Consider the following 21,040-nt stretch of genomic DNA (forward strand, 5'->3'; position numbering starts at 1 on the left):
CTCTCGGTCAGTCGGTCAACGGCCGCACGTCCCACACCCACACCCCGCCGGTGAAGGCCGGCTGGATCCCGGTCAGCTCGGTCATCCCCCGGCGCAGCGCGGCCTCATGCTCGTGCGGCCCGAGGATGACCACGCCCGCCCGCCAGAAACGCAGGTCGTCGACCGCCTCGACCCGGCTCTGCGGGGTGATCGGCGGCACCGCCCCGCTACGCCGGATGGTGGCGACGAAACTGCTCATGGGGCGGGGCGGCGCACCGAACAGGGCAACCCTCGGCGGCTCCGCGTTCGGCCGGGTGTCCGGGCCGAGGAAGTAGCCGCGGGCCAGCGGCATGTCCAGCCGGGTCGCCGCGGACCAACGCAGCGGTTCCGCGTAGGTGGTGTCCGGCAGCGGCAGGGCCACCACACTGCGCCCACCCGTCACGTAGGGACGCCAGGCCCCACTGGTCACGAAGGTGGGGACGGGGTCGGGGTCGGCCACGGGCAGCGGGGTGGGGGCGATCGGCAACAGGGCCATCGTGAGCACGGTGGCCGTGACGAAACGGACCTGGCCCCTGTCGGCCGGGTGCGCTGCGGCCAGCTCGCGGGCCCGTTCGGCACCGTAGGCGAGCAGCAGGCCGATGATCGGGGTGATCGCCAACGCCCACCGCGTCGGCACCACCGAGTGCAGGATGGGCAGATTCTCCAGCGCCGCCCAGGGCCCCGGCACACCCGTACCCCGGTTGTCGAAGCGGACCTCCCGGCCCAGCGAGAGCACCGCGAAGAGCAGCCCGAGCGCGGCCAGCGCGAGCACCACGACCGAGCGGCGTAGCCACCAGACCAGGGCGATCACCAGCACCACCAGCGCCCAGCCGAAGAAGCTGTTCTCCTCGGTCGGGTTCTTGGCCAGGCCGGCTGCGGTGCGCGGGCTACCGGCGAGTGATTCCCGCGAGTACGCGACGAACGAGGCCAGGTCGCTGGAGTAGCCACGGATCAGGCGGGACAGCCCGGAGTAGGCGCCCGGCCCGAAGAACTGCACGTAGAGCGGGTACGCCAGCAGCAGCCCGGCGAGCCCGGCGGCCACGGCAAGGCCGGCGATGAAAGGCCGGGCCCGCGAGCGCAGCTCCGCGCGGCCGAGCGCGAGCACGCCGACGATCACACCGAGCCCGATCGCGGTCATCAGCAGGATCTCCAGGTTGAGGAAGGCCTGCCAGACGATCACGAGCGCGAGAAGGACCCCGTTGCGCAGCCAGCGGCCCGGTTCACCGAGCCGCAGCGTGCGCCAGATGATCAACGGGACGACGAACTGCGACACGATGTTCGGGTGCCCATTGGCGTGCGACACCATGGCCGGCGCGAACGCGCAGAAGCCGGCGCCCAGCCACGCCGGGCCGCGGGCGCCGATCAGAACCCGGGAGAGCAGGAAGTACCAGGCCGTGGCGGTGGCAATCATGCCGGCGGTGAGAAAGACCAGGAATGTCGACCGCGGCCCCAAAAGCAGGGTGATCGGCGTCAGTGGCAAAGAAATGGATAATACGGACGTATTGGCCATCAGATTCACGCCGTCCGGAACGTTCATCTGATCGGAATGGAACGGGTACGCGAAATGCGTGACGACTCGCGCACCGTGCGCCATCATCCATTCGAACTGCGACTGATCGGACTGGTTGTCCCGCACCGCGCTATCCGGGTCCAGCCAGAGCCGACCGGTGACCCAGAAGCCGAGCACCACGAAGCTCAGTACGGCGGCCAGATCGGCCAACTTTCCCCTGCGGGAAGGCCGAACGCCACCGGGAGACCCCTCCACCGACGACACAGCGGCCGGGCCGTCGCTGCCGCTGGGCGCGTCCGGTTCAGGAGTAGTCATGACAATTCATAGGGTAGTCAGCGTATGGCGCTGCCGTGACATGTTTCGGGGTACTGCCGTACTATGTGCCGGGTTCGCCGACCGCCGATCACGAACCCACCCCCCGACCACAATTCGGCCACCCCCGATGCCCCGATTCTTCTGCCGTCCCAGCGGATGATTCACTCTGTCGGTCCAGGCACGGGTCGAGTTCATATCGTGAGGAATCGACGCATGGCAGAAATCACTGGGGATCAGCGCGTGCAGTCCGAGGTGCTGGAGGGCCTTGCGACCGCTGTCAACCACCGCCGCTGGTTCATCGAACTGGCGGTGCCGTACCTCGGCGACGACCCGATCGAGATCGGCAGCGGCCTCGGTGACTACGCGCTGGAATGGTCGGAGCGGCTGCCCCGGTTCACCGCCACGGAAGCCGACCCTGACCGGCTGGTGCAGCTCAAGGAGCGCCTCGCCGACCGGCCGAACATCGACGTCCGGCAGATGCTCCTGCCCCACAACGACCGGGGCGACTACAGCGCCGCGGTCTCGTACAACGTCCTGGAGCACATCGAGGACCACGTGGGCGCGCTGCGCAGCATGCGCGACCTGGTCCGACCCGGCGGCGCCGTGGTCATCATCGTGCCGGCGTTCCAGTTCGCGATGAGCCCGGCGGACATCGCCACCGGGCACGTCCGCCGCTACACGAAGAAAACGCTCGAGGCGGCGATGACCGAGGCCGGCCTGGCCGTCGAAAAGATCCACTACGCCAATGCGCTGGGTCTGATCGGCTACTTCATGGCCACCAAGGTCTTCCGGCTGATGCCGAAGGAGGGCCCGATGGTCAAGGTGTACGACACCGTCGTCCTGCCCGCCACCAAGGCCGCCGAGCAGCGCATCCGTCCCCCGTTCGGCCAGTCCGTCTTCGCGGTGGCCCGCGTTCCGTCCTGACCCACCCCCACCCCCGCGATCTTGCGCCGCCCTTCGTGAACGAGCGCAAGATCGCGGGGTAGGGATCATTCCTTGATCTGGTACGTCGGGCGGATCACCGCTCGGGCCAGAGTGTGGAACGTGAGGTTGAAGCCGACGTACGCCGGGCTCACGTCCGGGGTCAGGTCGAGGCGGTCGACGTCCACGGCGTGCACCGCGAAGACGTACCGGTGCGGGCGATCACCGGCCGGCGGGGCGGCCCCGCCGTACCCCTGCTCGCCGTAGTCGTTGCGGACCGAGAACGCCCCACCGAGGTCGGTGCCCGCCGCGCCACCCGCGCCTCTGGGTAGTTGCGTGACGTCGACCGGCACGTTGACGAGGACCCAGTGCCAGAAGCCACTGCCGGTCGGCGCGTCGGGGTCGTAGCAGGTCACCGCGAAACTCTTCGTCTCGGCGGGGAAATCCGACCAGGTCAGCTGCGGGGAAACGTTGTCACCCCCGGTGCTGCCGTGCGCGTGCCGCGCGTCCATCGGCTCGCCGTTCTGCACGTCGTCACTCGTCAGCGTGAACGAGGGCAGCGTCGGTAGCAGTTCGTACGGGTCCGGGGCGATCGGTCGTTCCAGGGTCATTGGGACGCGTCCTTCCGGTGTGCGGAGATACCAGCCCCTTCTTACCCCGCCGCGGCCCCTCCGACGACCCGAAGCACGCGCTGACCGACAGTGGTTTTCCGGAGCTACGGTTAAGTTCGGGCAGCGTTCCTCAGGGGGACACCGTGGCCGGAATCTGGCGGGACTTCGTGGTGGCCGTCCTCACCGCGTTCCGCCACCGGGACGAGGCCATCGCCGAGGAACGCCGACGCGCGGTCGAGCGACTGGCCGAGGAGACGATCCGCGAGGCCCGGCGGGCCGAAGACCCACCGGAGTGACCGGGCCGCAGGGTGCCGAACTGCCGCCCCAACGCCACTCACAGGCACCAGATCCACTCGACCTTCAGGAAACCGCGGCATCCGCACGGGCCCGAACACCCCGAACTCCTGAAACCCGAGTCGATCAACCCCGACCCGGCCGCCGGGCCGCCGCTCACACGTACCAGATCGACTCGGGACTGTTCGCGGCGGAGGGTGTGGGATTCGAACCCACGAAGACATCGCTGCCTTACCGGTTTTCAAGACCAGCGCCATCGGCCACTAGGCGAACCCTCCCGGGCCGTCACCCGTGGGTGCACGGCCACGCATAGTCTGCCACGGCTCGCTCCGGGCGGCCCGGCGTCCCTCCCCCGAATGGGCCGGCGAGGCGGTCCAGCGCGTCCACAGTGGGCTGGAGGGTGCTGCTGCGATACCCGGCGAACTCGGGAAGACTGAGCCCATGCGAGCCATTACCATTCCGCAGCCCGGTGGACCCGATGCGCTGGTCTGGGCCGAGGTGCCCGACCCTGAGCCGGGCCCCGGCGAGGTGATCGTGAATGTGCGGGCCAGTGGGGTCAACCGCGCTGACCTGCTGCAACGACAGGGGCACTATCCGCCACCGCCGGGTGCGCCCGCGTACCTCGGGTTGGAGTGCTCCGGAGTGATCACCGTGGTCGGCCCGGAGGTCGCCGGGTGGGCGGTCGGGCAGCAGGTCTGCGCGCTGCTGGCCGGCGGCGGGTACGCCGAGCGGGTCGCGGTGCCCGCCGGGCAGTTGCTGCCGGTGCCGGCCTGCGACCCGGTCGACGCCGCAGCGCTGCCCGAGGTGGCCTGCACGGTCTGGTCGAACCTGGTCCAGGTGGGGCGGCTCAGCGTGGGGGACACGCTGCTGGTGCATGGCGGGGGCAGCGGAATCGGCACGTTCGCGATCCAGCTCGGGGCGGCCCTCGGCGCCACCGTCCTGACCACTGCCCGGGCGGCCAAGCACCCCCGGCTGCGTGAGCTGGGCGCGTCGCACACGATCGACTATCAGGAGCAGGACTTCGCCGAGGAGGTCCGCCGAGCCACCGACGGCCGCGGTGCCGACGTCATCCTCGACATCATGGGCGCGTCCTACCTGGGTCGGAACGTCGCCGCGCTGGCCACCGGCGGCCGGCTGGTGGTGATCGGGATGCAGGGTGGGCGCAAAGCCGAGTTGGACCTCGGCGCGCTGCTGACCAAACGGGCGAGCGTCGCCGCGACGTCGCTGCGCGCCCGACCGCTCGCCGAGAAGGCGGAGATCGTCCAGGGCGTACGGGACGAGGTGTGGCCGTTGGTCGAGGCCGGCACGATCCGGCCGGTCGTGGACCGGCGGCTGCCGATGGCCGAGGCGGCGGAGGCGCACCGGCTCGTCGAGTCGAACGAGCACTTCGGCAAGGTGCTGCTCACGCTGGGCTGACGCGGGCGGGGGTGCCGGGCGGACGGGGCGCCGGCAGTCAGGCGGGCGCGTCTGCCGGGGTCACGTCGTCCGTCGGTCGGGGCAGCACCAGGCGGGCACCCGGACCCTCGCCGGCCAGCGCGTCGGCGGGGTTGTAGAGCGCGCAGCGTTGCATGGACAGGCAGCCACAGCCGATGCAGCCGTCCAGGTCGTCGCGCAACCTGGTGAGCAGCCGGATCTTCTCGTCCAACCGGCTCCGCCAGTTCGCGGAGAGCCGCGCCCAGTCCTGCGGGCTGGGCGTACGGGTCTCGGGGAGCGAGTCCAGTGCCTCGCGGATCTCGTCCAGCGAGACGCCGACCTGCTGGGAGATCCGGATGAAGGCGACCCGCCGTAGCTCGGCGCGGGCGTACCGGCGCTGGTTGCCGCCGGTCCGGTCGGCGCGGATCAGCCCGAGTCGCTCGTAGTAACGCAGCGCCGACGGCGCCACGCCGGAGCGGACCGACAGCTCGCCGATCGTCAACAGATCCTGCATCACCAGGTCCTTGAGTTGAAGTGCACTTCAACTCACACAGTACGGCGAGCGGGCCGATCATGCCCAGTGGCACTGCCGGACGCCGACGGCCTGCGGAGGTCGATCAGCGGGTCCTGGGATCAGCGCGGGGAGGAGACGGCGGGCCGGCGGCGGGCCCGCTCCCGGCCGAGGATCCAGATCGCCTCGACGCCGTCCTTCCAGGTGATCTTCTTGCCCTCTTCCCGGCCACGCGCCCGGTAGCTGATCGGCACCTCGTACGGGCGGATCCGGCGGCGCAGCAGCTTGCCGGTCACCTCGGCCTCCATGCCGAAGCCACGCGAGCGCACGTCAAGCGACCGGTAGAGCGCCACCGGCATCAGCTTGAAGCAGGTCTCCAGGTCGCCGATGTACGAGTTGAACAGCACGTTGGCCGCCATCGTGACGCCCTTGTTGCCCATCACATACCAGAAGCTGTAGGCGCTGTGGCTGCCGAAGGTGCGATTGCCGTAGACCACCGTGGCCCGCCCGTCGAGCACCGGGTCGAGCAGCTTGGGGATGTCCTGCGGGTCGTACTCCAGGTCGGCGTCGAGGATGACCATGTAGTCGCCCTCCGCGCTGTCGACCGCCGTCTTGATGGCCGCACCCTTGCCGGCGTTGCGCTGGTGGGTGATGACCCGCAGGCGAGCGTCGTCCGCGCGACCGAGGACCTCGCCGGTGCCGTCCCGGCTGCCGTCGTCGACGACGACCAGCTCGATCTCACAGGGATAGTCAACCGCCAACGCCTGCTTGAGGGCATCCGCGATGCGTTCTTCCTCGTTGTAGACCGGCATGAGGATCGAGAGCTTCACGGGAATCTCCACGGTGGCGACGACACGTCAGACCCAGCCTATCCTGGCTGGTTAGTCCGCTGCTCACCGCCACCATCGGGCAGTCGGCGTGGCGGGCTCAGACCGATGGTGTTTACTTCCGGCCATGTCGGCTGCCGGCTCCCTGCTCGCGGCGGTTCCTGCCGCCTCGGTGCTCCTGCTCATCGTCGCGACAAGGCCGCGCGAGGTCGGCGCGGTGGCACCGCTGAGGCTCGCCGCGGTGCGCGCCGCACTGCTCACCGGGGCGTACGCGGTGCTCGTCGTCGAGGTGCTCGGTGCGTTGCACGCGCTGACCCGGCCGGCGTTCGTTGCCGCCTGGCTGCTCTTCCTGGCCGCCGCCGCGACGGCAGCCGGGCTGCGGCGGCGGGCGACCCGGCTCGCCCAGCCGCCCGCCGCCGCGCCGCGACCGGTGCCGGTCGGCGCTGTGGTGGCCGGGGCCGACCCCGAGACGTCCGCCCCGGCTGTCGACCGCGGTTCGGCCGGGCCCGACCCCGCGCCGATCCGGGCCGGCCGGGCGCCCTCCGGTCTCCTCGCCGTGGCGGTGGACACCTGGCGTACGGCGGGTCGGGGCGAGCGGCTGCTCGCCGGCACGGTCGGCGCGCTGGTCCTGGTGGAGCTGCTGGTCGCGCTGCTGGCCGAGCCGAACAACTTCGACTCGCAGACGTACCACCTGCCCAAGGTGGAGCACTGGGTGGCGCAGGGCGACCTGGACTTCTGGCCCACCGCCATCCACCGGCAGGTCACCATCCCGCCCGGAGCCGAGTATCTGCTGCTGCACCTGCGCCTCCTCACCGGCGGGGATCACCTGCACAACCTGGTGCAGTGGGCGGCCGGGGTGGTCTGCCTCCTGGTGGCCGCACGGATCACCGCGCAGCTCGGCGGCAGCCGACGGGCCCAGCTGCTCACCGCGTTCGTGCTGGCGACCACGCCGATGGTGGTGCTCCAGGCCACCAGCACGCAGACCGACCTGGTCTGCGCGGCGTGGGTGGCCTGCGCCGCGACCCTGGTGCTGGACGGGCTACGTCGGCGGACCGGTTGGGGCACGGTACTCGGGTTGGGGGCCGCCACCGGGTTGACCGCCGTGACCAAGACCAGTGGCCTCATCGCGGTCGGCCCGCTGCTGGTGCTCTGGGGGTTGGCCCAGCTCAGGTTGGCCCTGGCCAGGAGCGCGGACGCAGGGGGCGCGCCATTGGCGGCCCGGGGTCGGCCGGTCGGCGCGACGGCCCGCACGATCGGCGGGTCGGTGCTGATCCTGCTGGTCGCGGCCGTGGTGGTCGGCCCGTTCCTGGCCCGGGTGACCGCCGAGTTCGGGCATCCGCTGGGGCCACCCCGGTTACGCGAGTCGATCCCGATGGAACGGCACGATCCGCCGTCGATCCTGGTCAACGCGCTACGCATCGGGCACACCGCGTTCGACACACCACTGGCGCCCCTGCGCCGGGCCGGTGCCGAGGTGATCATCGACGGCGCGGGCGTGATCGGGGTCGACCCGCAGGACCGCGCGATCACCTTCGGGCGGGAGATCTTTCCGGAGCCGGCCTGGTATCCGGACGAGGACCGGGTGGCCTTTCCCCTGGCCGGGGCACTTGTGGTGATCGGCGCGCTGGTCGCGCTCGCGCGCCCGCGCCGGATCGACTCCGAGCAGGCCGGGCCGCTGCGCGCGTACGCGGTGGTGGTGCTGGCCACCGTCCTGCTGCACACCTCGATGATCAAGTGGCAGCCGTGGGGCAACCGGCTGATCCTCTACGCCCTGGTGCTCGCGGTGCCGCTGGCCGGGCTCTGGCTGGACGCGTTCCTCCGCCGCCACGCCGGCACGACTGGGGCTGCCGGCACGACCGGAAGGGCGGCGCAGCGGACGGTGGCCACGCTGGCGGCCGTCACCGTGCTGGCCACCGCGGCACTGGCCGGGATGCTCGCACTGTCGTACGGCTTCCCACGACGGCTGGTCGGCGCCGGTTCGGTCTTCACCACCTCGGACTGGGACACCCGGTTCCTGCGTCGCCCACAGTGGGCCGACGAGTTCCGCTGGGCCGCGGCGGCGGTCCGCGACAGCGGTGCCCGACGGATCGGGCTGGTACAGCAGAACGACAACTGGGAGTACCCGTGGTGGCTGCTGCTGCGGCAGCCCGACGGGCGCTCACCGGAGCTGGTGGCGTTGCAGTCGGTTCTGCCGGAACGGCCGCCGGCCGATCCCTCCTCGGTCGACGCGATCGTCTGCACCGGCAGCCAGCCGGCCTGCGCGAAGCTGGTCCCGGCCGGCTGGCGGCTGGAGTTCCGCGGCTACGTCGGCTACGCGCTACCGCCCGGCCGGTGACATCACGACCTCACCGCCCGGATAGTCCGATCCGGGCGGTTCTGCATCCCGCGCGCAAGAATCCGCGGTTGACCGGGTGCTCCAGCAGCACCCGGCAGCAGCGGTCGTTCGAGGCCCGTACCGCCGCCGACCCGGTCGGCTACGGTCACGACGACTTCATCGGCTCCCGCGTCTACTGACCGAGGGAGGGGCCCTGGTGTCGACCAGGGCCCCTCCCTCCGCTCACTTGGTGCGGGGAATGAGGATGAGGCGGGCCACGCCCTTGTCGCCATCCTTCGCACCGGCGACACCGAGCGTCGCGCCAACCTTGACCTCGCTCGGCTGCACGGCCGCGCGCCGCTCGACGACCCGCAGGTCGTCGCCGAACGTCCAGGTCATGGTGAAGCCGTCGGTGGACTTGACGGTCATCGAGTCGCCGTCGATCGCGGTCACCTCGCCCCGCTGCACGGCGACGGTCCGCGTACCGTCCTTGGCCTGCACCACCGCCTCGCCGTGCAGGGTGTTCTTCCGCAGCAGCACGCGGGCCTGGCGGCGCTTGCGCCACTCCTCGCCGCGCTTCTCCCGGGCCTTCTCGTTGGCCGTGGGGGAGGCACCCGGCGCCGGGGTGGCCGGCGCAGCGACGGTCAGCACGTCCAGGTCGTCGGCGTCGAAGCCCATCGCGGCCAGCGCCTGGCCCTCGACGCCCATCGCGGCGGCGACCTCGACAGCGGCCTCCCGGGCGGGCTGGCTGGCCACCTCGGCCGCACCGCAGCCGCTGAGACCCAGCGCGACCGCCGCGAGCAGTGCCGTGGTGCCGGTGGCGAATCCCCAACGTGGCATGGCGTTCCCTCTCGTCCGTGGAGCCCTCAGCATTCCCTCCGACGACGAGCGGAGCGTCAGGCCGATGTTCGAGCCAGGTAAGGATCTCCGGGTAGCCGGACCGTGAAGGCGGCGCCGCCTTCCGGTGCGTGGCCCGCGGTGATCTCTCCGCCCAGCCGGCGGACCAGCCCGGCGGCCAGCGCCAACCCCAACCCACTGCCCACCTTGCGCACCCCCCGGTAGCGCTGGTGCAACGCACCGCGCTCGAACGCCACCGCCAGGTCGTCGTCGGTGAAGCCGGGCCCGCCGTCCCGGACCTCCAGCACACCACCGGCGGCCGGGTCCGCGCCGGCGGGCCGGACCGCGAGCACCACCGGCGACCCCGGGGGTACGACCCGCAGCGCGTTCTCCAGCAGCCCGTCCAGCACCTGCCGGATGCGCCCCGGATCGGTGTACGCGGGCACCGGCTGACCTGGCGTCTCGACCCGGAACGGCACACCCACCGCCGCGCATCGGCCGGACCAGGTCGGCTCCGCGTCCATGGCCAACCGGGCCAGGTCCACCGGCACCGGTTCGAGGGGGAAGTCGGCGGCCTCCAGCCGGGCCAGCGCCAGCAGGTCGCCGATCAGCCGGTCCAGGTGTTGGGCCTCGGTCAGCATCGTCCGGCCGGTGTCGACCGTGTCGTCCGCGCCGAGCACCCCGTCGGCGAGTGCCTCGGCGTACCCCCGGATCGCGGTCAGCGGGGTGCGCAGCTCGTGCGACACGGAGAGCAGGAACTCCCGCTGTCGCCCCTCGCTGGTGGCCAGTGCGGCGGCCAGCCCGTTCAACGCCTCGGCCAGGTCGGCGACCTCGTCCGGCGGCTCGACCGGCACCCGGACCGCCCGGTCGCCGGCGCGTAGCCGGGCGGCGGCGGTGGCCGCGACGCGGATCGGCCGGGCCAGCCGGCGGGCCAGCAGTAGCCCGGCCACCACACCGGCGGTCAGCCCGGCCAGCAGGGGTAACCAGAGGCTGAGCAGCACCCGGGCCCACAACCCGTCCGCCGAGCGACGGGTGAGCACCACCCCGTTGCCGCCTGCCAGCGCCCGCCCCTCGACCAGGGCACGGTGGCCGTTGACCGGGCGGCGGACCGACACGTTGCGGCCCTGCTCGATCCGCTGCACCACCCGGGGCGGCAGACCCGGCCGGTCGACCGTCCCGCCCCGGATCAGGTACGCGTCGATGCCCTGGTTGCGCAGTTGCTGAATGAGCCGCTCCTCGTCGGCACCGCGACCCCGGTCCAGTCTCGTCCGCAGCACCTCGGCGGCGAGCCGGGCCTGCGCGGCGAGCGCCTCCTGATCGCGTCGCTCCGCGCCGCGGATCGCCAGCGGCACCGCGACGATCGCGGTGACCAGCACCGACACGAGCGCCACCGCGCAGGTGACCAGCACCGCGCGGGCGGTCAGCGTACGGCCGAGCCGGCTACGTCGAGGTGCGGCCGGTGGGCCGGTGCCGACCACCGGCAGGGCCATGGTCGGCGAATCGGCGCTCGGCGTCGGCCGCTGCCGGGCGGGATCGTCAGGCATCGGCCGCGTACCCCACGCCGCGATGGGTCCGGATCACGCTGGCCGGGCCGAGCTTCGCCCGCACCTGGGCGACGTGTACGTCGACCGTGCGGGTGCCGGCGTGTGCCGCGTAACCCCAGACGCCGGCCAACAACTCCTCCCGGGTGAAGACCCGGCCGGGCCGGGCCATCAGGTGGGCCAGCAGGTCGAACTCGGTGGAGGTGAGCTGCACCGGGACACCCGCCGCGGTGACCGTTCGGCGGGCCGGGTCGAGGGTCACCGGGCCGACGACACGTGGCCGGTCCGCGCCCTCCGGGCCGCCGGCGGACCGGCGCAGTACCGCTCGCACCCGGGCGACCAACTCCCGAGGGCTGAACGGCTTGGTGACGTAGTCGTCGGCACCCAACTCCAGGCCGACGATCCGATCCACCTCGTCGTCGCGGGCGGTGAGAAAGATGACCGGGGTCCAGTCTCCGACCTCGCGCAGACGGCGGCAGATCTCGGTGCCGGGCAGGCCCGGGAGCGCGATGTCCAGGACGCAGGCCACCGGGCGCAGCCGGCGGGCGGCGCTGAGGCCGGCCGTGCCGTCCCGTTCCAGGTGGACGCCGAACCCGTCACGGGTGAGGTACAGCCGGACCAGGTCGGCGATGGCCGGCTCGTCCTCGACCACGAGGACGAGCCCGCGGTGCGGCGGTTCGACGGTCACCGGCCCATGATTGCCGACCCGGTGGGCTCGGGGCGATCGGTGCGTGTTCGAGTTCGGTAAAGGCGATGCGAGGCCGCTGGAGCGTCAGCTCACCACGGCGGGGCGGAACACACTGGGCCGCACGGCGGCCGGGGTGTCACCGATGGTGGCGACGATCCGCTCGCGGGGTGTCCGCAGGCGGGTCCGGAACGCGTGGTTGAGCAACGCGTCGAGCTGCCAGACCCTCTTCGGCTGACTGGTACGGATCAGGAACCGCTCGCGGATCCCGTCGATCGCGGTAGCCGCCAACTCGACCGACTGCAGCCGCGGGTCCGGGCTCCAGGTGACGTTGCTCAGCTCGCGCAGCTCGGTGTTGAGGTGCAGGCGCAGCCGGTGCAGCAGCCGGGTCTGCTGGGTCACCACCAGTCGACGGTGGGTGAGCAGCAGCAGGTAGTCGCCGGTGACCGGGCGGTCGGGGCGGCTGCAACGGGTGACCAGGATGGTGGCGTCACCGGAGCCGACGCAGCGCCGGAAGACCGGCATGTGCCGGCTCAGGGTCTGCACAGCCAGGCCAGCCTCGGCGGCGGCCGGAAGGAACGTTCGGGAGAAGACGTCCATGACCTGCCCAACGACCTCCCCGGCGGGGTGACGTGGGTCACGCCGGTTTTTTGGAAGTTCCACGCGGCGTGTCGCACTGCCTGTCCGACTTCCGAGCCGGACGGATCGTGGTCAGGAGTCCGGCTGAAGTGGATCAGCCGCGAACAACTCCTCCAGCCAGCCGGGAACCGCGTCGGCGTACTCGGCGCGGGACTCCTCCGGGGTGTCCAGGGCTCGACGCCAGGAGAGCGACCGGCTCACCGGGCCCAGGTTGATCGCGAGGTCGGCGGCCTCGACGAGGGTCCGGTGGTCGTACCGGTCGGTCCACGCCTCCAGGTAGGCGTCGCGCAGCCGAACCAGCCGGGCGTCATCGGCCGCCAGCTTCTTGGCGTACCGGATGGAGCGCAGAGTCACCAGCAGCGTGCCGAACGGGTGCGCCACCGAGGCATCGCCCCAGTCGAAGTAGCGGTACCCGTCCTCGCCTGCGAAGACGTTGCCGTCGTGCAGGTCGTCATGTTGCACCGTGGCCGGAATACCGATGTCGGCGAGCCGGCGGCACCGCTCGGCGTACGACGGAACCTCGGACCGCAGCCGCTCGTACATCTCCGGGCTGAGCCCACCCTCGCCACCGATCAGCAGCGACTCGCGATCGTCGAGCAGCCCGGCGAACAGCCCGGCCAGCACCTCGGGGCGGTGATCCGGCACGCCGCGGGCGACCAGCTCGTCCGCACACGGCGCGGTGGCCAGTTGCAGCGCGGCGTACCCGGGCAGCGCCCGCTCCCAGTGCGCCAGATCGGGGTCGCGCCCCAGCACGTCACGCAACGACTCGCCGCCGTCGGGCAGCAGCGACCAGCCCTGCTCGGCGTCGACCGCGATCGGTGTCAGCACCCGCTCGGGCGTCAGCCGGGCGAGCGTCGCGATCAGGACGGTCTCGTGCACCGTGCCCGGGTTGTTGGCCTTGAACCAGACCGGCCCGCCGTCGGTGGGCACCCGCCACACCAGCGACCAGGGACGCACCCGGGGCTCGACCAGCCCGGTCACCCGCCGGCCGGCCTGGCTCAGCCGTGCGTCGACCCAGGAACGGGCCCGCACCTGCCACTCTTCGCTGGACCAGTCGGGGGCGCGCTCACCGGCGATCGTCGTCACGCTGGGCACCATAGGGGGCCTCCGTGGCGAGGGCGAGGCGTTTTCCGCCCGAACGTCAGACCAGCTCGACGATGGTGGCGTTGGCCATGCCGCCACCCTCACACATGGTTTGCAGGCCGTAGCGGATCCCGTTGTCCCGCATGTGCTGGAGCATCGTCGTCATGATCCGAGCACCGGAGCCTCCGAGCGGGTGACCGAGGGCGATCGCCCCACCGCGCGGATTGAGCCGCTCCGGGTCCGCCTCGGTCTCCGCCAGCCAGGCCAGCGGCACCGGGGCGAACGCCTCGTTGACCTCGTACACCCCGATCTCCTCGATGCCCAGCCCCGCACGGCGCAGCGCCTTCGCGGTGGCCGGGATGGGCGCGGTGAGCATGGTGACCGGGTCGTCGGCGGCGACCACGGCCGTGTGGATCCGGGCGAGCGGGCGCAGGCCGTGCCGGCTGGCCCACTCGGAGGTGGTCACCGCGAGGGCGGCGGCGCCATCGGAGATCTGGGACGCGGACCCGGCGGTCACGACACCATCGGCACGGAACGGGGTTGCCAGCTCGCCGAGCTTGTCGAGTGTGGTGTCCCGGCGGATGCCCTCGTCGGCGGCGAACTTGCCGCCATCGGCGAGCGGCACCGGCGTCAGCTCCGGATCGAAGGCCCCGGCGTCCTGCGCGGCCGCCGCCTTCTCGTGGCTGGCCAGCGCGAACTCGTCGAGCTGTGTACGCGAGAGACGCCACCGCTGGGCGATCAGCTCGGCGCCGACCCCCTGGTTGAACGGCAACGGCGCGTCGTCGGCGAAGCCCTCGACGCCCCGGTAGCGGGCGCGTAGCTGGTCGCTGAACGGCATGCCGCCGGCCACGCTGGAGCCCATCGGCACCCGGGTCATCGACTCCACCCCGCCGGCCACCACCAGGTCGGCCTGGCCGGAGAGGACCGTCGCGGCGGCGAAGTGCAGTGCCTGCTGGCTGGAGCCGCACTGTCGGTCCAGGGTCGTGCCGGGCACCGTCTCGGGCCAGCCGGCGGCGAGCACGCCGTTGCGGGCTATGTTCCACGATTGCTCGCCGACCTGCGACACGCAGCCCCAGAAGACGTCGTCGACCTGCGCCGGGTCGAGCCCGGTGCGCTCGGCGAGGGCGCGCAGCACGTGCGCCGAGAGGTCGACCGGGTGGACGCTGGCGAGGCTGCCCTTGCGCCGCCCGACCGGGGTCCGTACCGCGCCGACGATGACCGCGTCACTCATGTTTACTCCCCGGTAACTTGGGCTGCCTCGATCCTACGTCGTCCATGGACCGGTCGTCCGCCCCGGCGTCGAGGTGCCCGTAACCCCGGCACCCGACAGTCGCTGGCATGCTGGGCGGGTGGATGAGACCTCCCCGGTGCGGCAGTGGCGGGTGCCGGCGAGCCTGCCGGCGGCAAAACTGGCCGGCGCGGTCCTGCTGGTCGCGCTCGGGCTGCTCTTCGCCGACGGTGACCCGGTCCGGCTCGTCGTGGCCGCCCTGGCCGCCGCCACGTTGGCCGGCTGGGCGGTACGCGACCTGGTCGCGCCGGTGCGGTTGACGGTGGCCCCGGCGGGGCTCACCGTCATCCACGGGTTCGCCGGCCGGCGGCTGCTGCCCTGGTCGGCAATCGAGGCGATCGCCGTGGACCGCCGGCCCCGGTTGGGGCTGAGCAGCGAGACCCTGGAGATCGACGCGGGCAGTTCGTTGCACCTGTTCGGCCGGTACGACCTCGGGGCCACCCCGGAGGAGGTGGCCGCCGAGCTGCGTGCCGTCCGCCCGAACACCACCGGATAGCCCTCGCCCGGTCACCCCAACAGTTGCGTGGTCCGGAAGTAGGCCAGCGCGAGCAGGATCAGCAGGATGATCGCACCACCGGCGACCTGCACCAGCGTGCGCCGGCCGCGCGGCGCGTACGCGAGCACCAGCGCCATCACCGCGCCGATCGCCAGGCCGCCCAGGTGCCCGGGGATGGAGATGCCCGGCACGGCCAGCGTGAACACCAGGTTGATCACCAGGACCGGGATCACCTGGGAGATGTCCCGACCCAGCTTGCGCTCAATGATGATCAGCGCGGCGAAGAGACCGAAGACGGCGGTGGACGCTCCGGCGGTGGCCGAGTTCTGGGCGCTGAACAGGTAGGCCGCGACGTTGCCGCCGAGGCCCGCGACCAAATAGAGCGCGCCGAAGCGCAGCGGGCCGAGGTTGGCCTCCAGGGACCGGCCGAGCACCCAGAGCGCCCACATGTTGAGCAGCAGGTGGATCACGCCGTAGTGCAGGAACATCGCGGTGACCAGGCGGTACCACTGGCCATCGGCAATGCCACCGAGCGTGCCGTCGGGGAGGAACGCCAGCCCGAGCACCGACCCCCAGTTGGTCAGCGGGGTGCTGCCGCCCATCAGGCCGCCGAAGCCCGAACCACCCACCGCCGCGTCCCCACCCCGGTCGGAGGCGATGGAGAGCAGCATGAGCAGCACGTTCAGCGCGATGATCCCCTTGGTGACATAGCCATGCCGGCCGGCGGTACCGCCACCGAAGGCGGTACGCGCCGGCCGGACAGTGCGACGTCCCTCGTTGACGCACTCCGGGCACTGGTGCCCGACGGACGCCTCCCGCATGCAGTCCGGGCAGATCGGCCGGTCGCAGCGGGTGCACCGGACATAGGTCTCCCGGCCGGGGTGCCGGTAGCAGACCGGGGTGGTCGGCGGAGACTCGCTCACCGGGCCGACCCTCCGTCCACCGCCGCGCGATCCACCGGCGCCGGCCGGCGCGGTGCTCCGGAGCGCTCAATCATGCGAGCAAAGGTACCTCGCCGGTTCGTCAGGCAGCAGACCGCTCGATCTCGACCCGCTCGATGACGACGTCCTGGAGCGGACGGTCGCTCGGGCCGGTCGGGGTGTTCGCGATCGAGTCCACGACCTTCACCGACGCCTCGTCAGCGACCTGCCCGAAGATGGTGTGCCGGTTGTTGAGGTGCGGCGTCGGGGACACGGTGATGAAGAACTGCGAACCGTTGGTGCCCGGTCCGGCGTTCGCCATCGCCAGCAGGTACGGACGGTCGAACCGCAGCTCCGGGTGGAACTCGTCGGCGAACTTGTAGCCCGGCCCGCCCCGGCCCGTACCGGTCGGGTCGCCCATCTGGACCATGAAACCGCTGATGACCCGGTGCGAGATGGTGCCGTCGTAGTACGGACCGCTGCCCGGCTGACCGGTGCGCGGGTCGGTGTACTCCCGGTTCCCCTCGGCCAGGTCGATGAAGTTGCGGACCGTCTTCGGCGCGTGGTTCGGGAAGAGCTCCAGCCGGATCGGGCCAGCGTTGGTGTGCAAGGTGGCGTAGACAGCCTCGGCCACGGGTACTCCTCACTCGTTGGTCAGTTCCATGCGGATCCTCCCATGTGCCCGATCTGGCATCGCGGAGGCATCCGAAGGTGGAGGATGACGAAGGAACAACTCCCAGGAGGTAGGACCGTGTTTGGATTCGGGCGGCGCAAGTCCCAGGGGCAGCTCGCCAAGGCCGAGCTGAACCAGAGCATCAGCCACCTGATGCAGGCAGCCAACCACGCTGCCAGGGGCACCGGCGCGACCGTCGGGCCGCGGATTCAGGTGGCCCGGGGCTACGTCGGGCCGACCGCGGCGAAGGTTCGCGACCGCGCGACGACCGGCTGGGGGACGACACTCACCACGCTGGCACCGCTGGCCGCGGCGGCCCGTGACGGCGCCGCGCAGGCAGGGCCGTTGACCAGGAAGGCCAGGTCGAAGAACATGCGGATCACCGGCAAGAAGAAGCAGCCGCGCCGTCGCGGCTCGATGATGACCGGCCTGTTGGCTGCGGGTGCCATCGCCGGCCTGGCCGGCGCGGTCGCCCTGCGCCGCCGCCGCGAGCAGCAGGAGTGGGCCGAGTACGACCCGACCCGCACCCTCGAGCCGATGCACGACGAGGTCGACTCGATCGAGGTGCGGACGCCGTCCGCCACCAAGGGGACCGACGGGTCCGCCATGACCGGCGCGGCGGGGATGAACGGTGCCGGAAGTTCGGCGGTGGCCGGCGGCACCAGCGCCAGCACCACCGGCACGGCCAAGCAGACCGGCATCCGCCCGACGGACAAGGTCCCGGCGGTCGCCGAGGGCGCCACGGACGTCTCCGGTCGGCCGACCGACGACCTCACCAAGGCGCTGGGCAAGAACACGACCCGCACCAACGGCCGCCGCTGACCCAGGGACAGCGCATCGAGCGCCGGCGACGCGGGTCACCCCGCCCGCCGGCGCTCCCGTGTCCCGGCGGGCCCGTGTCCCGGCGGGCCCGTGTCGGCGTTCCGCCGCGCGGGTCAGAGCCAGCCGCGCGGGTCAGAGCCAGCCGTTGCGGCGGAACCAGCGATAGAGGGCAAGCGAGACGCCGAGCATGAGGGCCAGGACCACCGGGTAGCCGTACGTCATCTTCAACTCGGGCATGTTGTCGAAGTTCATGCCGTAGATGCCGGCGATGGCGGTCCAGACCGCGGCGATGCCGGCCCATGCGGCGATCTTGCGCATGTCGTTGTTCTGGTCGACGGTGACCTGGGCCAACCGCGCCTGGAGGATCGAGTTCAGCAGGTCGTCGTAGGAGTTGACCTGCTCAACGGTGCGGCTCAGGTGGTCCTGCACGTCCCGGAAGTAGCGCCGGATCTCCTTGGGCACGTCCCGATTGACCTGGGAGGTCAGCGTCATCAGCGGCCGCTGCAACGGCACCACCGCCCGCTTGAACTCCACCAGCTCCCGCTTCATCTGGTAGATCCGCTGGATCCGCCCGTGGCCGTGGCGATCGAAGACCTCGGCCTCCAGCACGTCCAGGTCGTCCTCGATCTGGTCGGCCACCTCCAGGTAGAGGTCGACGACCCGGTCGGTCACCCCGTACGCCACCGCCCACGGGCCCTGGAGCAGCAACTCCTGCTTGGTCTCCAGGTCGGCACGGATCGGCGCGAGCCGGCAGGCATCCCCGTGCCGGACGCTGATCACGAAGTTCGGCCCGATGAAGAGCATCACCTGCCCGGTCTCCACGACCTCGGAGTTCTCGGTCAGCTCGGCGTGCTCGCAGTACCGGGCGGTACGCAGCACCAGGAAGACGACATCGCCGAACCGCTCCAGCTTGGGACGCTGCTCGGCCTTCACCGCGTCCTCGACGGCGAGCTCGTGCAGGCCGTAGGTCTCCGCGATGGCGGTCATCTCGGCCAACTCCGGCTGGTGCAGACCGATCCAGACGAAGCCGTGCTCCTCGCGGCGGGCCGCGGCGAGCGCGTCCGCGTACGTCCAGTCGCCGGGTTGCCGCTTACCGTCGACGTAGAGCGCGCAGTCGACCACCGAGCTGCGACCGGTGCCAGCCGGGGCCGGCACGGGCGGCGAGCCGTCGGCGTTGAGTATCCGGGTCATGGCCCGGACCGGGGACGGCCACGCCCGAGGTCGAAGGACCCGACCGGTGGTCGACGGTGCCGTCCGGTCCCGCTCTGTCCGATCCGTCATCGCGTCACCTCCCGCGCTCAGCTGCGGCTTGCAGGCTACGCCGACTGCGGTCGAGGCCACGTGTGACAGCCGTCGCGTGGGGGTGACGCCGGGCGGGCCGGGCCGCATCGGGGGTGCGGGGACGACACGGCCCACCCGGCGCCTGTGGGGGCGGGGGTTGTGCTGCCGCGTCATCCGGGTCGCGACCAGCCCGGAGGCCAGGCGGTGAGTTCCGCTACATCTGACGGGTGACGCTCGCAGCATTGTGGGCCGCCGGCCGCCCGGGCGGGAGTCCCGGGACGGCCGGCATCGTCGTTCTGTCGGGAACCCGACAGATAGATCAGCTGCGGACGGCCTCGACGGCCTCCGCGAGCCGACGGACGCCCTCGTCGATCCGGTCGGCGGTCACCGCCGAGAAGGCCAGCCGCAGGGCGTGCCGCCCACCGTCCAGCACGAAGTCGCTGCCCTTCACGACGGCGACCCCGCGCTCGGCCGCCGCCGGGGCGAGCCGGTCGACCAGCACGTCCTCCGGGAATTCCACCCAGAGGAAGTAGCCGCCGTCGGGCTCCACGAACCGCGCCTGCGGCAGGTGCCGGCGCAGCGACTCGGCGAGCACCCGGGCCCGTTCGCCCAACGCCGCCCGCACGGTCTCGATCGAGCGGTCGATGTCGCCGGAGACGCAGAACTGGTGCACGATCGCCTGCGAGACCATCCCGGGCGAGATGTAGAGGCTTGTCGCGTTCTTGGCGATCGCGGCGATCAGGTCGGCCGGACCGACCAGGTACCCGACCCGCACACCCGGGCAGACGGTCTTGGTGAAGCTCGACGCGTGCACCACCACGTTGCGGGTGTCCAGTGAGAGCATCGACGGCAGCGCCTCGCCGCGGAAACGGATGTCCGCGTACGGGTCGTCCTCGAAGATCGTGAACTCGTACTCGGCGGCCAGGTCGAGCAACTCCCGACGCTTTTCCAGGGAGAGCGTCATGCCGGCCGGGTTCTGGTAGTTCGGGATGACGTGCGCGAGCCGGGGGCGGACCCCGGACTCCAGCAGCTTGCGCAGCTCGGCGGTGTCGAGGCCGTCCGGCTGGACTGAAACGCCGTGCAGCTCACTGCCCATCCGTTGGAGGTTGAGCAGCGTCCGGTCGTACGTCGGACGTTCCACCACGACCGCGTCGCCGGGGCGGACCAGGTGGTCGAAGAGGAACGCGTCGGCCTGGAGCGACCCGTTGGTGACCAGCACCTGGTCGGCCTCGACCCCGTGCTTCTCGGCGATCCACTTTCGCAGCGGTCGGTAACCGACGGAGGTGCCGTACGCCGTGACCCCCGCGGGGTCGGCGTCGAAGGCGCGGACGGCGGCGGCCTTGAGCCCCTCGACATCGACGATGTCCAGCGAGGGAGCCCCACGGGCAAAGGAGATCAACTGCTCGGCGGTCATGGATGTTGAGCGTACGGGCGACGGCGGGGGACGCGCGGACGGCACGGCGATGTCCGCATCCTGAGCCACCGGGTCGGGTGACCCGACTCCACCGGTCGGCGGCAGATCAGACCGGAAGGGCGAGCGCGTCGTGCTGCGCCGCCCGGGAAAGTCCCTCCAGCTGCACGCCGAGCGCGTCGAGGAGCTGGCTCCAGTCGAAGTACGAGCGCCACGCGGTGATCTGACCCTTGCGGGCCCGCACCACGTCGGCCACCTCCCAGCTCACCACCCGGCCGGTGGGCGCGACGGTGCCGTACGGCGAGTGCAGTGTGCCGGTGTGGGTGCCGGTCAGGCGCAGTTCCACGGCCGCACCACCGCCCGTACGGACCGCGCCCAGCGGGTCGACCCGTAGGTCCGGAAAGGCGCCGGTCCAGGTTCGCAGCAGCGCGGGCAGCTCGATCGGACGGACCGTCACGCCCGGCATGGCGTAGAACGCCTCCGGGGCGTAGAGATCCGGCAGACGGGCCACGTCCCGACGCAGGAGCATGGCGTACTGCTGCTCGACCAGCCGCTCCGCGTCGCGCATCGGGACCTCCCCCGCGAGCCCACGGCATCTCCGCGCCCGCAGGGAATCCCTACCCGGCTGTT

At 71.7% G+C, this 21,040-nt stretch carries 21 protein-coding genes and 1 tRNA gene; 6 read left to right on the plus strand and 16 right to left on the minus strand.

What is annotated here, in order from left to right; translation table 11 throughout:
• Nucleotides 1-7 precede the first annotated feature (7 nt).
• Nucleotides 8-1,843, minus strand: coding sequence for a hypothetical protein (locus tag ACQEUX_RS26875; protein ID WP_433053937.1), 1,836 nt, complete (start codon nucleotides 1,841-1,843; stop codon nucleotides 8-10).
• Between the two features lie 213 nt (nucleotides 1,844-2,056).
• On the opposite strand from ACQEUX_RS26875, the gene ACQEUX_RS26880 reads away from it, so the two are divergent.
• The gene (locus ACQEUX_RS26880) at nucleotides 2,057-2,767 is read left to right on the plus strand and encodes a class I SAM-dependent methyltransferase (protein ID WP_433053940.1); all 711 of its coding nucleotides are present in this window, start codon (nucleotides 2,057-2,059) and stop codon (nucleotides 2,765-2,767) included.
• 65 nt (nucleotides 2,768-2,832) lie between these two features.
• On the opposite strand, the gene ACQEUX_RS26885 is transcribed toward ACQEUX_RS26880, so the two are convergent.
• Nucleotides 2,833-3,375, minus strand: coding sequence for a YbhB/YbcL family Raf kinase inhibitor-like protein (locus tag ACQEUX_RS26885; protein WP_433053943.1), 543 nt, complete (start codon nucleotides 3,373-3,375; stop codon nucleotides 2,833-2,835).
• 143 nt (nucleotides 3,376-3,518) lie between these two features.
• Between ACQEUX_RS26885 and ACQEUX_RS26890 the strand changes: the two genes are divergently transcribed.
• Nucleotides 3,519-3,671: a hypothetical protein gene (locus tag ACQEUX_RS26890; RefSeq protein ID WP_433053946.1), complete on the plus strand. Its 153-nt coding sequence runs from the start codon at nucleotides 3,519-3,521 to the stop codon at nucleotides 3,669-3,671.
• A 189-nt stretch (nucleotides 3,672-3,860) separates the two neighbouring features.
• Here the strand turns inward: ACQEUX_RS26890 and ACQEUX_RS26895 are convergent.
• Nucleotides 3,861-3,947 (minus strand) — tRNA-Ser (locus ACQEUX_RS26895).
• A 163-nt stretch (nucleotides 3,948-4,110) separates the two neighbouring features.
• On the opposite strand from ACQEUX_RS26895, the gene ACQEUX_RS26900 reads away from it, so the two are divergent.
• Complete coding sequence (locus tag ACQEUX_RS26900) at nucleotides 4,111-5,085, plus strand: NAD(P)H-quinone oxidoreductase (RefSeq protein ID WP_433053949.1); 975 nt, start codon at nucleotides 4,111-4,113, stop codon at nucleotides 5,083-5,085.
• Nucleotides 5,086-5,122: 37 nt separating this feature from the next.
• Here the strand turns inward: ACQEUX_RS26900 and soxR are convergent, their stop codons facing one another.
• A complete protein-coding gene (gene soxR / locus ACQEUX_RS26905; protein WP_433053952.1) occupies nucleotides 5,123-5,596 on the minus strand; it encodes a redox-sensitive transcriptional activator SoxR in 474 nt (157 codons plus the stop codon).
• A 119-nt stretch (nucleotides 5,597-5,715) separates the two neighbouring features.
• Nucleotides 5,716-6,423, minus strand: a complete 708-nt coding sequence (locus ACQEUX_RS26910) for a glycosyltransferase family 2 protein (RefSeq protein WP_433053955.1) — start codon at nucleotides 6,421-6,423, stop codon at nucleotides 5,716-5,718.
• 124 nt (nucleotides 6,424-6,547) lie between these two features.
• Here ACQEUX_RS26910 and ACQEUX_RS26915 point away from each other — a divergent pair, with 124 nt between their 5' ends.
• Entirely contained in the window at nucleotides 6,548-8,755 is a 2,208-nt protein-coding gene (locus tag ACQEUX_RS26915) for a glycosyltransferase family 39 protein (protein WP_433053958.1), read from the plus strand.
• A gap of 222 nt (nucleotides 8,756-8,977) precedes the next feature.
• Here the strand turns inward: ACQEUX_RS26915 and ACQEUX_RS26920 are convergent, their stop codons facing one another.
• The 6 genes from ACQEUX_RS26920 to ACQEUX_RS26945 form a co-directional block, all read right to left on the minus strand.
• Nucleotides 8,978-9,574, minus strand: a complete 597-nt coding sequence (locus ACQEUX_RS26920) for a hypothetical protein (protein ID WP_433053961.1) — start codon at nucleotides 9,572-9,574, stop codon at nucleotides 8,978-8,980.
• A 56-nt stretch (nucleotides 9,575-9,630) separates the two neighbouring features.
• Nucleotides 9,631-11,061 (minus strand): sensor histidine kinase, encoded by a 1,431-nt coding sequence (locus tag ACQEUX_RS26925; RefSeq protein WP_433057157.1) that lies wholly within the window; start codon nucleotides 11,059-11,061, stop codon nucleotides 9,631-9,633.
• A gap of 46 nt (nucleotides 11,062-11,107) precedes the next feature.
• Nucleotides 11,108-11,800, minus strand: coding sequence for a response regulator transcription factor (locus ACQEUX_RS26930; RefSeq protein WP_433053964.1), 693 nt, complete (start codon nucleotides 11,798-11,800; stop codon nucleotides 11,108-11,110).
• A gap of 84 nt (nucleotides 11,801-11,884) precedes the next feature.
• Nucleotides 11,885-12,397 carry a hypothetical protein gene (locus ACQEUX_RS26935; RefSeq protein WP_433053967.1) on the minus strand — a complete coding sequence of 171 codons (513 nt, stop codon included), beginning with the start codon at nucleotides 12,395-12,397 and terminating at the stop codon, nucleotides 11,885-11,887.
• Between the two features lie 111 nt (nucleotides 12,398-12,508).
• Nucleotides 12,509-13,522 (minus strand): aminoglycoside phosphotransferase family protein, encoded by a 1,014-nt coding sequence (locus ACQEUX_RS26940; RefSeq protein WP_433053970.1) that lies wholly within the window; start codon nucleotides 13,520-13,522, stop codon nucleotides 12,509-12,511.
• A gap of 55 nt (nucleotides 13,523-13,577) precedes the next feature.
• The gene (locus ACQEUX_RS26945; RefSeq protein ID WP_433053972.1) at nucleotides 13,578-14,750 is read right to left on the minus strand and encodes a thiolase family protein; all 1,173 of its coding nucleotides are present in this window, start codon (nucleotides 14,748-14,750) and stop codon (nucleotides 13,578-13,580) included.
• A gap of 118 nt (nucleotides 14,751-14,868) precedes the next feature.
• Here ACQEUX_RS26945 and ACQEUX_RS26950 point away from each other — a divergent pair, with 118 nt between their 5' ends.
• Nucleotides 14,869-15,303, plus strand: coding sequence for a PH domain-containing protein (locus tag ACQEUX_RS26950; RefSeq protein ID WP_433053975.1), 435 nt, complete (start codon nucleotides 14,869-14,871; stop codon nucleotides 15,301-15,303).
• An 11-nt stretch (nucleotides 15,304-15,314) separates the two neighbouring features.
• On the opposite strand, the gene ACQEUX_RS26955 is transcribed toward ACQEUX_RS26950, so the two are convergent.
• Both ACQEUX_RS26955 and ACQEUX_RS26960 read right to left on the minus strand, forming a co-directional pair.
• Nucleotides 15,315-16,226, minus strand: a complete 912-nt coding sequence (locus ACQEUX_RS26955; RefSeq protein ID WP_433053978.1) for a rhomboid family intramembrane serine protease — start codon at nucleotides 16,224-16,226, stop codon at nucleotides 15,315-15,317.
• A 100-nt stretch (nucleotides 16,227-16,326) separates the two neighbouring features.
• On the minus strand, nucleotides 16,327-16,857 hold the full coding sequence (locus ACQEUX_RS26960) for a peptidylprolyl isomerase (protein ID WP_433053981.1): 531 nt from the start codon (nucleotides 16,855-16,857) through the stop codon (nucleotides 16,327-16,329).
• Between the two features lie 84 nt (nucleotides 16,858-16,941).
• Between ACQEUX_RS26960 and ACQEUX_RS26965 the strand changes: the two genes are divergently transcribed.
• The gene (locus ACQEUX_RS26965) at nucleotides 16,942-17,718 is read left to right on the plus strand and encodes a hypothetical protein (RefSeq protein WP_433053984.1); all 777 of its coding nucleotides are present in this window, start codon (nucleotides 16,942-16,944) and stop codon (nucleotides 17,716-17,718) included.
• 132 nt (nucleotides 17,719-17,850) lie between these two features.
• Here ACQEUX_RS26965 and corA read toward each other — a convergent pair whose 3' ends face one another.
• The 3 genes from corA to ACQEUX_RS26980 form a co-directional block, all read right to left on the minus strand.
• Entirely contained in the window at nucleotides 17,851-18,999 is a 1,149-nt protein-coding gene (corA, locus tag ACQEUX_RS26970) for a magnesium/cobalt transporter CorA (protein WP_433053987.1), read from the minus strand.
• A 319-nt stretch (nucleotides 19,000-19,318) separates the two neighbouring features.
• Complete coding sequence (locus ACQEUX_RS26975; protein ID WP_433053990.1) at nucleotides 19,319-20,413, minus strand: PLP-dependent aminotransferase family protein; 1,095 nt, start codon at nucleotides 20,411-20,413, stop codon at nucleotides 19,319-19,321.
• Between the two features lie 106 nt (nucleotides 20,414-20,519).
• On the minus strand, nucleotides 20,520-20,978 hold the full coding sequence (locus ACQEUX_RS26980; protein ID WP_433053993.1) for an ester cyclase: 459 nt from the start codon (nucleotides 20,976-20,978) through the stop codon (nucleotides 20,520-20,522).
• Nucleotides 20,979-21,040: the final 62 nt, after the last annotated feature.

The organism is Micromonospora sp. CA-259024, from assembly GCF_050936255.1.
Classification (GTDB): domain Bacteria; phylum Actinomycetota; class Actinomycetes; order Mycobacteriales; family Micromonosporaceae; genus Micromonospora.

Bases quoted from the DNA above. Each gene is read 5' to 3' on its own strand.
- ACQEUX_RS26875 (WP_433053937.1), bottom strand. From the start codon at position 1,843: ATGACTACTCCTGAACCGGACGCGCCCAGCGGCAGCGACGGCCCGGCC.
- ACQEUX_RS26880 (WP_433053940.1), top strand. From the start codon at position 2,057: ATGGCAGAAATCACTGGGGATCAGCGCGTGCAGTCCGAGGTGCTGGAG.
- ACQEUX_RS26885 (WP_433053943.1), bottom strand. From the start codon at position 3,375: ATGACCCTGGAACGACCGATCGCCCCGGACCCGTACGAACTGCTACCG.
- ACQEUX_RS26900 (WP_433053949.1), top strand. From the start codon at position 4,111: ATGCGAGCCATTACCATTCCGCAGCCCGGTGGACCCGATGCGCTGGTC.
- soxR (WP_433053952.1), bottom strand. From the start codon at position 5,596: ATGCAGGATCTGTTGACGATCGGCGAGCTGTCGGTCCGCTCCGGCGTG.
- ACQEUX_RS26915 (WP_433053958.1), top strand. From the start codon at position 6,548: ATGTCGGCTGCCGGCTCCCTGCTCGCGGCGGTTCCTGCCGCCTCGGTG.
- ACQEUX_RS26920 (WP_433053961.1), bottom strand. From the start codon at position 9,574: ATGCCACGTTGGGGATTCGCCACCGGCACCACGGCACTGCTCGCGGCG.
- ACQEUX_RS26925 (WP_433057157.1), bottom strand. From the start codon at position 11,061: ATGGCCCTGCCGGTGGTCGGCACCGGCCCACCGGCCGCACCTCGACGT.
- ACQEUX_RS26935 (WP_433053967.1), bottom strand. From the start codon at position 12,397: ATGGACGTCTTCTCCCGAACGTTCCTTCCGGCCGCCGCCGAGGCTGGC.
- ACQEUX_RS26945 (WP_433053972.1), bottom strand. From the start codon at position 14,750: ATGAGTGACGCGGTCATCGTCGGCGCGGTACGGACCCCGGTCGGGCGG.
- ACQEUX_RS26965 (WP_433053984.1), top strand. From the start codon at position 16,942: ATGACGAAGGAACAACTCCCAGGAGGTAGGACCGTGTTTGGATTCGGG.
- corA (WP_433053987.1), bottom strand. From the start codon at position 18,999: ATGACGGATCGGACAGAGCGGGACCGGACGGCACCGTCGACCACCGGT.
- ACQEUX_RS26975 (WP_433053990.1), bottom strand. From the start codon at position 20,413: ATGACCGCCGAGCAGTTGATCTCCTTTGCCCGTGGGGCTCCCTCGCTG.
- ACQEUX_RS26980 (WP_433053993.1), bottom strand. From the start codon at position 20,978: ATGCGCGACGCGGAGCGGCTGGTCGAGCAGCAGTACGCCATGCTCCTG.